Annotated in this window: 10 protein-coding genes and 1 pseudogene; 2 read left to right on the top strand and 9 right to left on the bottom strand. The window is 72.6% G+C overall.

Annotated features, from left to right (window positions below; translation table 11 throughout):
• Nucleotides 1-128: 128 nt before the first annotated feature.
• The 3 genes from ACIRSU_RS12095 to ACIRSU_RS12105 form a co-directional block, all read right to left on the bottom strand.
• Nucleotides 129-1,142 (bottom strand): NADP-dependent oxidoreductase, encoded by a 1,014-nt coding sequence (locus tag ACIRSU_RS12095; RefSeq protein WP_403791151.1) that lies wholly within the window; start codon nt 1,140-1,142, stop codon nt 129-131.
• Between the two features lie 81 nt (nt 1,143-1,223).
• Complete coding sequence (locus tag ACIRSU_RS12100) at nt 1,224-1,865, bottom strand: TetR/AcrR family transcriptional regulator (RefSeq protein ID WP_403791152.1); 642 nt, start codon at nt 1,863-1,865, stop codon at nt 1,224-1,226.
• 2 nt (nt 1,866-1,867) lie between these two features.
• Nucleotides 1,868-2,563, bottom strand: coding sequence for a type 1 glutamine amidotransferase domain-containing protein (locus ACIRSU_RS12105; RefSeq protein ID WP_403791154.1), 696 nt, complete (start codon nt 2,561-2,563; stop codon nt 1,868-1,870).
• Nucleotides 2,564-2,749: 186 nt separating this feature from the next.
• Between ACIRSU_RS12105 and ACIRSU_RS12110 the strand changes: the two genes are divergently transcribed.
• On the top strand, nt 2,750-3,724 hold the full coding sequence (locus tag ACIRSU_RS12110; RefSeq protein ID WP_403791156.1) for a LysR family transcriptional regulator: 975 nt from the start codon (nt 2,750-2,752) through the stop codon (nt 3,722-3,724).
• A 126-nt stretch (nt 3,725-3,850) separates the two neighbouring features.
• Nucleotides 3,851-4,936: a chitinase gene (locus tag ACIRSU_RS12115; protein ID WP_403791158.1), complete on the top strand. Its 1,086-nt coding sequence runs from the start codon at nt 3,851-3,853 to the stop codon at nt 4,934-4,936.
• Between the two features lie 53 nt (nt 4,937-4,989).
• Here ACIRSU_RS12115 and ACIRSU_RS12120 read toward each other — a convergent pair whose 3' ends face one another.
• From ACIRSU_RS12120 to ACIRSU_RS12145, 6 genes and pseudogenes are all read right to left on the bottom strand, one after another.
• Nucleotides 4,990-5,415: an NPCBM/NEW2 domain-containing protein gene (locus tag ACIRSU_RS12120; RefSeq protein WP_403791496.1), complete on the bottom strand. Its 426-nt coding sequence runs from the start codon at nt 5,413-5,415 to the stop codon at nt 4,990-4,992.
• 30 nt (nt 5,416-5,445) lie between these two features.
• A pseudogene (locus ACIRSU_RS12125) lies at nt 5,446-7,071 on the bottom strand (NPCBM/NEW2 domain-containing protein); the annotation flags it as partial.
• A gap of 157 nt (nt 7,072-7,228) precedes the next feature.
• The gene (locus tag ACIRSU_RS12130; RefSeq protein WP_403791159.1) at nt 7,229-8,272 is read right to left on the bottom strand and encodes an ABC transporter permease; all 1,044 of its coding nucleotides are present in this window, start codon (nt 8,270-8,272) and stop codon (nt 7,229-7,231) included.
• A complete protein-coding gene (locus tag ACIRSU_RS12135) occupies nt 8,269-9,954 on the bottom strand; it encodes a sugar ABC transporter ATP-binding protein (protein WP_403791160.1) in 1,686 nt (561 codons plus the stop codon). The genes ACIRSU_RS12130 and ACIRSU_RS12135 overlap by 4 nt, the downstream gene beginning before the upstream one ends.
• Nucleotides 9,955-10,000: 46 nt before the next feature.
• A complete protein-coding gene (locus ACIRSU_RS12140; RefSeq protein ID WP_403791162.1) occupies nt 10,001-11,047 on the bottom strand; it encodes a substrate-binding domain-containing protein in 1,047 nt (348 codons plus the stop codon).
• Between the two features lie 302 nt (nt 11,048-11,349).
• Nucleotides 11,350-12,417 (bottom strand): PhlD, encoded by a 1,068-nt coding sequence (locus ACIRSU_RS12145; protein WP_403791163.1) that lies wholly within the window; start codon nt 12,415-12,417, stop codon nt 11,350-11,352.
• Nucleotides 12,418-12,481: the final 64 nt, after the last annotated feature.

Here is a 12,481-nt window from a genome sequence, read left to right on the forward strand (position 1 = left end):
TGGGGTTTGGGGGGGGGCGTGTGGGGGGCAGGGGCCCCTTTGGTGTGGCCGGGGGGGGGGGTTGCGGGGGGGGGGTTTGGGGGGGGGGGGGCCCCCCCCCCCGCGGGGGGCCCCCCCCACGAAGGCGTCTAGTGGTGCGCGAGGCGGACGAGCATCTTGCCCGTGTTGCCGCCGCGCATCATCGACTGGAAGGCGTCGAGCGTGTTCTCGATGCCGTCGACGACCGTCTGGTCGGCGACCAGCGAGCCGTCCTTCAGCCAGCCGCCCGCCTGCTTGGCGTAGTCGGGCACCAGGTGCAGGTGGTCGCCCACGTTCATGCCGCGCAGGGTGATGCGCTTGCCGATGGCGAGCGGCAGGTTCGCCGGGCCGGGCGGCAGTTCCGTCGCGTTGTACGCGGAGATGGCGCCGACCAGGCCGATCCGGCCGTTCAGGTTCATCGCCGCGAGGGCCGCGTCCAGGTGCTCGCCGCCCACATTGTCGAGGTAGACGTCGATGCCCTCGGGCGCGGCGGCCGCGAGCTGACCGGCGACGTCGCCCGCGCGGTAGTCGAGCGCCGCGTCGTAGCCGTACTGCTCCACCAGCCGGCCGGCCTTCTCGGCCCCGCCCGCCGAACCGATCACCTTCGAGGCGCCCAGCTTGCGGGCGAACTGACCGGCCACCGAGCCGACCGCGCCCGCCGCCCCGGACACGAAGACGACATCGCCCTCGCGCACCGGCGCGATCTCCGTCAGCGTGGCCCACGCGGTCAGACCCGTGGTGCCGAGCACGCCCAGGTACGCCTCGGCGGGCGCGAGCGCGGTGTCGACGAGCTGCACAGCGGCGGCGTCCACGAGGGCGTACTCCCGCCAGCCGAGGAAGTGCGTGACGGTGGCCCCGACCGGCACCTCCGGCGCCTGCGAGGCGACGACGGTGCCGACGGCCGTGCCCGTCATGGTCTCGCCGAGCTCGAACTGCGGGATGTAGGACTTGCCCTCGTTCATCCGGCCGCGCATGTACGGGTCGACGGAGAGGAAGTCGTTGCGGACGACGACCTGACCGGGGCCCGGGTCGGGCACGGTGGTGGTCACGAAGGCGAAGTCGGTGGACCGGGGCTCGCCGACGGGCCGGGCGACGAGCTGCCATTCACGGCTGGAAAAAGGCATGACAAAGCTCCACGTAAGAGGGGGAGGAAGGAGGGAGGAGGAAAGGAAAGGAGGTGGGGGAACGGAAAGGAGGGGGCGGACTCAGGGGGCGGTCGGCAACGGTGCCGTTTCCCGCCCCGGCTCCGGTGTCTGCACCGGCTCCGGCTCCGGAATCTGCACCGGTACGCCCAGCAGCCCCGCGAGCAGCGCGTCCGTCGCCGGGGCGAAGAGCGCCCGGCTGTCCGTCGTCGCGGCCTCGGCCACCGACTCCAGTCCGAGGACGAGCGCCAGGGCGATGTCCGCCGCCTGGGCGGGCTCGACGCCCGCGGTGGTGCCGGCCTCGGCGAACAGCTCGGTGAGCAGGCTCCGCAGATCGGTCGTGAACGAGGCGCAGATCCCGGTGAAGAGCCGGGCCTTGGCGTCCACCAGTTCGGCGGTGTGCGGGGAGGGGCCGCTCAGCTCGGCGACGAGGTCGAGCTTGGCGGCGAGGACGCCGCGGATCCGTACGGTGTACGAGGCGTCACGGTCGGCCGCCGCCTGCCGGGCCCGCTCCAGGGCGCGGGCGTGCAGCCGGGCGGCGAGGCGGCGGAAGGCGTCGTCCTTGTTGCGCACGTACTGGTAGACGGCGGACCGGGACACGCCCATGGTGGCGGCGATGTCGTCCATCGTGGTGCGCCGTACGCCGTACCGGGTCAGGCAGTCGTAGGCGGCGTCGAGGACCTCGTCGAGCCGGTCGGTACCCATGGTCAGGCCAGCTTCTTGAGCAGCTCGGCGGCGAGCGGGGTGGAGGAGGCCGGGTTCTGGCCGGTGACGAGGTTGCGGTCGACGACCACGTTCGGCGCCCACGGCTCGCCGACGCGGACATCGACGCCGGCCTCGACGAGCCGGGTCTCGAGCAGCCACTTCGCCTTGTCGGCGAAGCCCGCCTGGGTCTCCTCGGCGTTGCTGAAGGCAGCCACCCGGTACCCGGCGAAGGCGTTGCCGCCGTCCGCCTCGACCGCCGCGAGCAGCGCGGCCGGCGCGTGGCAGACGACACCGAGCGGCTTGCCCGACGCCAGCGTGTCGATCAGGAGGCGCCCGGAGACGGCGTCGACGGCGAGGTCCTCCATGGGGCCGTGGCCGCCGGGGTAGAAGACGGCGTCGTAGTCGTCGAGCCGCACGTCCTCGAGCCGGACCGGGCGGCGGAGCTCGGCCATCGCGTCGAGGGTCGCGGCGATCCGGTCGGCACCCTCCTGCCCGCCGTTCACCTCGGGCGCCAGACTGCCCCGGTCGACGGTCGGGACGACGCCGCCGGGCGTGGCGACGGTGATCTCGTGACCGGCGGCCGTGAACGCCTCGTACGGCGCGGCGGCCTCCTCGGCCCAGAAGCCGGTGGGGTGCTCGGTGCCGTCGGCGAGGGTCCAGTGGTCGACGCCGGTCATCACGAAAAGGATCTTCGACATGCGTGTCTCTCCAGGCTGACGCAGTGGGGTTCTGACACCGCGGACGCAGATCGTCAGTGCGGCGATGTCCTCGACCGTAGGAGGCAGGACCCATCCGAATCCAATAGGCTCGGACATATGGCAGATAGGAAATCCGATGGCACGGCGGGAATGCCGACAGGTGTGCCGACAGATGTGCCGGCCGGTATGCCCGGGGGAGGACCGGCAGCAGCGGCCGCGGGAGCGCCGACGGGCGTGCCGGCGGCCCCCGCGCACGGTCCCGGACTGCCCGACCTGAACCTGCTGCGCACCTTCCTCGCCGTCTACCGGGCCGGATCCTTCACCACCGGCGCCCGTATGCTCGGCCTCTCCCAGCCCACGGTCACCACCCAGATCCGCACCCTGGAGAGCCGGCTCGGCCGGGAGCTGTTCGAGCGTCTGCCGCGCGGCGTCGCCCCGACCCCCTTCGCCGACGAGCTGGCCGGCCGTGTCGTGGAGCCGCTTGACGCGCTCGGCGCGGTCCACGGCCCCGGCGGGCTGCTCGGCGCGGGCGAGGCGGAGCCCGTGCACATCGCCGGCCCGGCCGAGTACCTCTCGCACTGCGTCCTGCCCACCCTCGCCGGTCTCGTCGACAAGGGCGTACGGCTCCGCGTCACCTTCGGCCTCACCGACGACCTCCTGGAGGCGCTACGGTCCGGTCGCCACGACCTCGTGGTGGCGACCGTCCGCCCCCGGGGCCGTAACCTCGCCTCCGTCCCGCTCGCCGACGAGGAGTTCGTCCTGGTCGCCGCACCGGCGTGGGCCGAACGCCTCAGCGCGCGCGTCGCCACCGACGGGGCCGCCGCCCTGCACGGCGTGCCCCTCGTCTCGTACGCCGAGGACCTGCCCATCCTGCGCCGCTACTGGCGGCACGTCTTCGGCACCCGCCTCGCGGCCACCCCCGCGGTCACCGTCCCCGACCTGCGCGCGGTCCTCGCCGCCGTCGTCGGCGGCGCCGGGGCCAGCGTCCTGCCGCGCTATCTCTGCGCGGCCGAGCTGGCCTCCGGGGCCCTGGTCCTGCTGTACCAGCCCGAGGACCCGCCGATCAACACCGGCTTCCTCGTCCAGCGCCCCGGCTCCGCCACCAACCCGCACGTGGCCGTCGTGCGCGACCACCTGATCCGCGTGTCACACGAGGCGTGAGACCTGGGGCGTGAGAGTCGAGGTGGGGGGCCCGGCGCACAGTATTGACGAAAGGTATGGACCAATCTACGGTCTGCGGGAGCGCGCGCCATGCCCAGGACCACCCCCACGTCCCAAGGAGCACGCATGCCCGGCCGTCGAACCGCACGCGCCCTTTTATCGACCCTCGCCGCCCTGCTCGCCGCCGCCGCGCTCACCGCTCCCGCCCGGGCCGCCGGCTCCGTCCCCGCCGGAACCGCCGGCACGGCCTCCGCCGACACCTGCGCCCTCAAACCGCGGCCCGCCGGCAAGGTCCTCCAGGGATACTGGGAGAACTGGGACGGCGCCGCCAACGGCGTCCACCCGCCCTTCGGATGGGCCCCCATCGACGACCCGCGCTTCGCCGCCCACGGCTACAACGTGGTCAACGCCGCCTTCCCGGTGATCCGTTCCGACGGCACGGTCCTGTGGGAGGACGGCATGGACAGCACCGTCCGCGTCGCCACCCCCGCCGAGATGTGCCGCGCCAAGGCGGCGGGTGCCACGATCCTCATGTCGATCGGCGGCGCCGCCGCGGGCATCGACCTGAGCTCGCGCGCGGTGGCCGACCGGTTCGTCGAGACGATCGTGCCGATCCTGCGGACGTACAACTTCGACGGCATCGACATCGACATCGAGACCGGCCTGGTCGGCAGCGGCAGCATCACCACCCTGTCCGCCTCGCAGGCCAACCTCGTGCACATCATCGACGGCATCCTCGCCCGCATGCCCGCCGGCTTCGGCCTGACCATGGCGCCCGAGACCGCCTACGTCACCGGCGGCAGCGTGGCGTACGGATCGATCTGGGGCGCCTACCTGCCGATCGTCAAGAAGTACGCCGACAACGGACGCCTGTGGTGGCTCAACATGCAGTACTACAACGGCAGCATGTACGGCTGCTCCGGCGACTCGTACTCCGCCGGAACCGTCGCCGGGTTCGTCGCCCAGACCGACTGCCTGAACAAGGGCCTCGTCGTCCAGGGCACCACGATCCGGGTGCCGTACGACAAGCAGGTCCCCGGCCTGCCCGCGCAACCCGGTGCGGGCGGCGGCCACATGGCGCCCTCGGCCGTCGCCCAGGCGTGGAACCACTACGCCGGGTCCCTCAAGGGCCTGATGACCTGGTCGGCCAACTGGGACGGCGCCAAGGGCTGGACCTTCGGTGACAACGTGAAGGCCCTCCAGGGCCGGTAGCCGGTCCCGGCAGGCCGGCGCCGAGTGCGCGCCGGCCTGCCGGGCCGTCTCGATCAGACGCAGGTGAGGGTGGGGCCGCCCCAGTCGGCGTGGTCGTAGGTGTTGCCGTCGCCGGCGTCGGCGACCTGGAGCGTGAGCTCGTAGGCACCGGTGAGCGGGGCGTCGAGGTGGGCGGCGGCCGCGCTGCCGGTCAGGGTGGCGCTCTCGGCCACCTTCACACCGTCCGCGTACACCCGGAAGACCACCGAGCCGCTGTTGCCGACCTCGTCGTCGACGCCCACGTCGGTGCTCAGGCCGGTGCAGGAGCCGCCCAGGTAGTACGTGACGGTGGCGGCGGCGTGGGTGCCGAGGCCCTTGGCGTACTGCGTGCCGCCGATGGTCAGGGTGCGCCCGTCGCCGGCCGCCTGCTCGCCGTTGCTGCGGTCGCGCTCGGCCGGACCCCAGCCGTTGGCGGCACTCGTCCACGCGAGGTCGCTCAGGGCGTGGCGGCCGGCCGACGGGCCGTCACCGCAGGCGAGACGCGCACCCGCCCAGTCGGCGTGGTCGTAGTTCTTGCCGTCCCCGGCGTCGGTGACCACCAGCCGCAGGTCGTTCGTACCGGTGAGGTCGACGCTGAGGCGCTTCGCGGGATCGCTGCCCCGCAGCACCCCGCTGTCGGCGGCCAGGCTCTGGTCGCGGTACACCTGGAAGACCACCGAGCCGCTGTTGCCGACCTCGTCGTCGACGCCGACGTCCACGGTGAGGTTCCGGCACGTCCCGCCCAGGTGGTAGCGGACGTCGGAGGAGGCATGGACGCCCAGGCCCCTGGCGTACGCGGTGCCGCCGACGGTCAGGGCGCGCCCGTCGCCCGAGCCGCTCTCGCCGTTGCTCCTGTTGCGCTCCACCGGGCCCCAGCCGTTGGTGGCGGAGGTCCACGCCAGGTCACCGAGCTGGTACACGCCCGCGGGCAGCGCGACCGGCGCGCTCGGGGTCACCCGGTACATCACCGTGCCGTGCGGCGGCACCGAGGCGCTGACCGCGCCGGTCGTGGTGGTGGTCTGCCCGGACCACAGGTCCTTGAGCGTGTACGAGGGCGCGCCGCCGATCCCGGCGGCCTCCGCGGTGGTGGCGACGGTCCGGGCCAGGCTGGTCTCGTTGGTGAGCGTGATCGCGCGGCTGCCGTCGGCGAGCGGCTTGCTCATGACGACCAGGCCGCCGCTGCTGGACAGCACGGTGCCCTGCACGCCCAGCGGGTCCTGGTCGACCGCGATCACGTCGGTGTTCTTCAGGATCGCCAGCGTCGCCGCACTCGCGGTCCGCAGGTCGCTGCCGATCAGCAGCGGCGCGGACATCTCGGCCCAGAGGCTGAAGTGGGTGCGGTACTCGGTGTCGGTCATGCCGCCGTTGCCGACCTCCAGCATGTCCGGGTCGTTCCAGCCGCCGGGCCCGGCGTACGGGGCGAGCGGCTGGTTGGCGTGCGCGATGCCGATCATGCTGGACCAGGAGTCGGTGATGTCTCCGGTGGTGCGCCAGGAGTTGCCGACGTCCTGCGCCCAGGTCCACGGCTGGTTCTGGCCCCATTCGCAGATGCTGTAGAGGATGGGGCGGCCGGTGGCCTTCAGCGCGTCGCCCATCGCCCGGTAGCGCTGCCGGGCGTCGACACCCTGGTTGTTGCAGTTGTCGTACTTGAGGTAGTCGACGCCCCAGGAAGCCCAGAGGTTGGCGTCCTGCTGCTCGTGGCCGAGTCCGCCGGGGAAGCCGAGGGTGTCGCAGGTCTTGGTGCCGGCACTGGAGTAGAGGCCGAACTTCAGGCCCTTGGCGTGGACGTAGTCGGCCAGCGCCTTGATCCCGTGCGGGAAGCGGACCGGGTCGGGCACCAGGTTGCCGGAGGCGTCGCGGTTCGGCAGGGCCCAGCAGTCGTCGAGGTTGACGTACTGGTAGCCGGCGTCCTTGAGCCCCTGGGTGACGAAGATGTCCGCGATGCCCTTGACCATCGACTCGTTGAACTCCGCCCGGCAGTGGGTGGAGTTCCAGTTGTTGAAGCCCATGGCGGGAGTGCGGGCCAGTGTGTTCTCCACGGCCGCCGCCGGTGGCGCGGCGGCCAGTTGGAGGCCGGCGGCGGCCGTGGCGGCGAGGGCGCCACCGCCGAACAGCATGGCCAGTGTGGTGGTCGTCGCGGTGAGGACGTGCCTGATGCCGCGTCCGGTCCCGCGTGTGGAGGGAGTCAAATGAGCTCTCCTGTCTGGGAGGTTGATCGGCCGACAAGGAGGTGCAGGTGCAGGTAAAGGAACAGGAGCAGGAGCAGGAGCGGAGCTACGCGGGCAGGCCGACGGCGCGGCCGCGGTGGCGGCGCTGCTGGATGACGACGGCGGTCACCAGGAGCAGCCCCTGGGCGACGTTCTGCCAGAAGGTGTTGATGCCCTGGACGGTGAGCCCGTTCTGCAGGGCGCCGAGCAGGGCGACCGCGAGCAGGGTGCCGCCGATGGTGCCCTTGCCGCCCTTGAGGGCGCAGCCGCCGAGCGCGGCCGCGGTGATCGACTGGAGTTCCAGGCCCTCGCTGCCGGAGACCGGCTGCCCGGAGCCGGTGCGCGCGGTGAGCAGCACACCGGCGAGGGCGGCGACGGTGCCGGTCAGCGCGTACGCCGAGATCAGGTACTTGTTGAGGTTGATGCCGGCCAGCCGGGCGGCGGTGTCGTTGCCGCCGAGCGCGTAGATGTTGCGGCCGATGTCGGTGTACGTGAGCAGGACGTGCACCGCGGCCGCGACCAGCGCCAGGATCCAGACCATGGTCGGCAGCCCGGCGATCCTTCCCCGGCTGAGGAAGACGAACACGGGGTCACCGAGCACGTAGCCCTGCGCCCGTCCGTCGGAGACCAGCTGGGCGAGTCCCTTGTACGCGGCGAGGCCGGCCAGCGTGGCGATCGTGGGGTTGACCCTGCCGTGGATGATCACGACGCCGTTGAGCAGGCCGACGGCGGCGCCCCCGAGCAGGGCGGCGCCGATGCCGAGCGGGGCGCTGGAGCCGGTGGCGGTGAAGACCATCGCGCTGATGACGGAGGCGAGGCCGGCCTGGGAGCCGACGGAGATGTCGAGGCCGCCGCAGATGATGACGACGGTCTGTACGACGGCGAGCAGCCCGGCGATGGTGGCCGCCTCGCCGATCACCCGGATGTTGTCCCAGCCGAGGAAGTTGGGGTCGAGCGTGCCGAACAGGGCGACCACGACGACGAGGGCGCCGAGGAGTCCGACGTTCTGCCCGCCGATCGAGGCGAGGAGTGCGCGCGGGCCGCGCGGGCGCGGCTCGGGTCCGGTCCCGCTCGGCTGGCGCTGGGTGCTCGGGGCGGTGGCGGCGCTCATCGGGCGGCTCCCGTCGCGGTGGTCGGGTCGGTCGGGGTGGTTGGGGCGGTCGGAGTGGTCGGGGCCGCCGGACTGGTCGAAGCGGTCGGACTGGTCGGTGCGGCCGGTGCGGGGGAGCCGGTCGGAGCGCACGCGTCGGGGTCCGTGCCGGCGCCGCCCTGGGGTGCGGCGGTGAGGTCGTCGGCCATGGCGAGGGCGAGGATCGCCTCCTCGGAGGCCTCGGACCGGCCGAGTTCGCCGGTGATGCGGCCGTTCTGCAGCACGAGGACGCGGTCGGCGAGGCCGAGGACCTCGGGCAGTTCGGAGGAGACCACCAGGATGGCCACGCCCTCGCGGGCCAGGTCGGCGATGATCTGGTAGATCTCCGCCTTGGCACCGATGTCCACGCCACGGGTGGGCTCGTCGAGGATCAGCAGCGCGGGCCTGCGGGCCAGCCAGCGGGCGAGCACGACCTTCTGCTGGTTGCCGCCGGAAAGGGCGTGGACCTCGGTCTCGACGGAGGGTGCGCGCACCCGCAGCCGGTCGGCGAACTCCTGGGCGAGGGCGCGCTCCCCGGACTTGCTGACGAAGCGCCGGCGGCGCAGCCGGCCGAGGCTGACCAGCGCGGTGTTGTCGCGGATGGTGCGGTGCAGGAACAGGGCCTGGGCCTTGCGCTCCTCCGGGGCCAGACCGATGCCGGCGGCGACGGCGTCGCGCGGGCTGCGCAGGTCGAGACGTCTGCCGTCGAGCGTCACGGTGCCGGAGCGGATCGGGGTGTCCCCGGCGAGGGCGAGGGCGAGTTCGGAGCGGCCGGCGCCGATCAGTCCGGCCAGGGCGACCACCTCCCCGGCCCGGACCTGCAGCGTGATGTCGCGTACGTCGTCGGTGGTGAGGCCGCGGACGTCGAGCACGACGCGGTCGGTGGCGACCTCCTGTCGGGCGAACAGGCCGGCCAGGTCGCGGCCGACCATCAGGCGCACGACCTCCGCCTCGGTGGTGGCGGAGGCGTCGACGACGCCCGCGACCCGGCCGTCGCGCAGGACGGCGATGCGGTCGGCGAGGCGGAAGATCTCCTTCATCCGGTGCGACACGTAGACGACGGCGACGCCCTGGTCGCGCAGCCGCCCGATCAGGGTGAACAGGGCCTCGGTCTCGTGCTCGGAGAGGGAGGAGGTCGGCTCGTCGAAGGCGATCGCGCGGGGCGGGGTGCCGCCGGTGAAGGCGCGGAGGATCTCCACCAACTGGCGCTGGGCGGCGGTCAGCCGGGAGCCGGGCAGGTCGGGGTCGAGGACCTTGGCGAAGCCGAGCGCCGCCAGGTCGGCGGTGATCCGGCGGCGCAGTTCGGCCCGGTCGAGGCGGCGCCCGGCGCGGCGGGGCAGCGAGCCGGCGTACACGTTCTCGGCGACGGAGACGTGCGGGATGATCTCCGGCTCCTGCGGGATGATCCGGATCCCGGCCCGGCGCGCGTCGATCGGCGAGGCGAGGTCGAGCGGCGTCCCGTCCAGCAGGACCCGCCCCCGGCTCGGCCGGTGGTCGCCGGTCAGGATGCGCAGGAGGGTGGACTTGCCGGCGCCGTTCTCGCCCATCAGGGCGGTGACCTGGCCGGGCGGGAAGTGCAGGGTGACGTCCTGGAGCGCGTGGACGGCGCCGAAGTGCTTGGAGACGTTCTCGGCGGACAGGCCGGCGGGTGCGGTGCTGGTCATGGGACCTCACTCACGCGTGGCGGGGCGGGACGGGAGCCGGGGCGCGTCAGCTGCAGGAGACGCCGGCCGCCTGCCAGCTCGCGGCGTCGACCATCTTGGTCGGGGCGAACGCCTCGGCGGGGAAGTCCTTGCCGTTCTTGAGGCGGTCGTACATGGTCTGGACGGCGAGCGCGCCGACGTCCTTGCCGTTGATGAACAGCGCCGCCTTCATGCCGGACGGCTTGCCCGACTGCCAGTCCTTGCAGGCGAGGTAGGCGCCGAGGCCGACGCCGATGATGTCGTTCGCGCCGACGCCCGCGTTCTGCAGGGCGGTGACACCGCCCTGGACGTTCTCGTCGTTGCAGCCCCAGACGACCCAGTGCCTGACTCCCGGGTTGGCGGTGAGGGTGGCCGCGACCTTGTCCTGGGCACCGGTCGGGGTGTTGTCGGTGGCGACGTCGATGTTCTGGACGGTGGCACCGGCGGCCGAGGCGAACGCAGCCTTCGCCGCCTTGACCCGGTCGCCGCAGACGGTGACGTCCTGCTTCCAGGTGGAGACGGTCCGGGTGTCGGCCGCGTTCCAGCCGGCCTTGGTGAACTCCGCGGCGGCCCGCTTGCCGACCTCGCCGCCCATCTGCTCGCCGCTGAAGCCGATCCGCGGCACCAGATCGCCCTTCGCACAGGACGCGGGTGCCGGGCCGGTGGTGCAGATCTGGTCGTCGGAGGTGAGCAGGGCGACCTTGGCGTCCCGGGCGGCCTGGACGACCTGTGGTCCGACCGCGGGGTCGGGGACGACGACGATCAGGCCGTTGCTCTTCTGCGCGATCGCGGACTGGACCTCGCTGACGGTCTTGTTGGCGTCGTTGCCGAGGTTGACCACCTTCAGGTCGACCCCGAGCTCGGCCGCCTTCGCCTTCGCGCCGGCTGCCTCGCCGATGAAGTACTCCTGGTCGCCCTGCTTCTGAAGGTACGTCAGGGAGATCTTGCCCTCCACCGTGCGGACGTCACCGGACGAGCCGGACGGCGCCTGCCCGCTCGAACACGCGGTGAGACCGAGGGCGGCGACGAGAACCGTGGCGGCGACGGGGGCGAGGCGGGAGCGCGGGGTGGGCATGTGGGGGCTCCTGGGGGTGGGAAGTGACCTGCGAGTGCGACACAATCGACCAGAATCACGCGCAATCAAACGTTGCGGATCACAGGAAACGCGGTGATCATGTAACCGTCAATCCCCTGCGCTCAAATAGGCTCAAGTAGCGTGGCGGCAGGGGAAGTTGAGGCCCCCGTGCGACGACGCGGCGGTACACCACGCCGACGGCGTGGTGTCCGGTGTCGGGCGTCGGATGCTGCCAGGCGGCGGGCGGCGGGCGGCGGGCGGCGGGCGTCGGACGCCGGGCGTCGGACGCCGGACGCCGGGCGTCAGGCGGCGGGGTGGTGCCAGCGCCCGTACGCCGCGGCCAGGATGAAACCGGGGCCGAAGCCGACGAGCAGGCCCTCGCTGTCGTGCGCCGGAGGGGCGTCGAACGTCCGGGCCAGCACGTCGAGGACGGCCGAGCCCCCGAGGTTTCCGCACTCCGCGAGGCTCGTCCAGGAGTGTGTGAGGTCGCCCGTCGTCTTGTCGGGATCGAGTCCGAGGCCGGCGGCGGCGTCGAGGATGATGCGGGGCCCGCCGGGGTGCACCACGACGAAATCGGTCGGCCGCCCGTCCAGCCACTTGTGGATCTCCGGGAGGGAGTCGCTCAGCGCGCGGGTGGCGGCGTCGGTGGAGTCGAAGTGCAGCCCCTCGGCCGTCAGCCGCCCCTTGTAGCGGCTGATGCTCTCCGGCAGCACGTACTGGAACGTGTCGCTGATCTCCATGCTCGGGCCGTCCCACCGCGGGGTGTCCGACACGACCACGGCACCGGAGCCGTCCCCGAACAGCACCTTGTAGATCATGGACTCACGGCTGGTGTCGACATGGTTGTACGTCGCCGCCGACAGGCATTCGGCGACGACGATCAGCACGTTCGCGCCGGGATGCGCCCTGATGTCGTCCCGCGCGTACACGATCGCCTGGGCGCCGCCCGCGCAGCCGACGCTGGCCATCGGGATCCGCCGTACGTCGGCCCGCAGCCCGAGTTCGCACACGAGCGACACGTCGAGCGAGGGCACCGCCCACGAGGTCGTGTGACTGGTGATGACACAGTCCACGTCCTCGGGCGCGAGCCCGGCGTTCGCCAGGGCCTGGCGGCCCGACGCGACGGCGAGCCGCAGCGCGTCCTCGAACGCCGCGCCGTTGCGCTCCTCGATCGGCGCGGTGCCGGACACCGTCGGCGCGGACAGCGGACGCGTGAAGTACCGCTTCTCCACGGTCGTCGCCCGGGCGATCCGCAGATAGGCCTCCAGCCGGGGCAGCTCGGGGTGGGCGGCACGGATGTCCGCGCACAGCTCGTCGGTGGTGACCAGGTTCGGTGGCAGGGCTATGGCAGGGCGGGCTATGTGAGCCACGGCTGAGACTCCTCGGGTCGGGATAGGGGAAAACGTACGTGATGGGTGCCGGTTGTTCCCCCGT

Source organism: Streptomyces sp. NPDC101160, assembly GCF_044768205.1.
Taxonomy (GTDB): Bacteria; Actinomycetota; Actinomycetes; order Streptomycetales; family Streptomycetaceae; genus Streptomyces.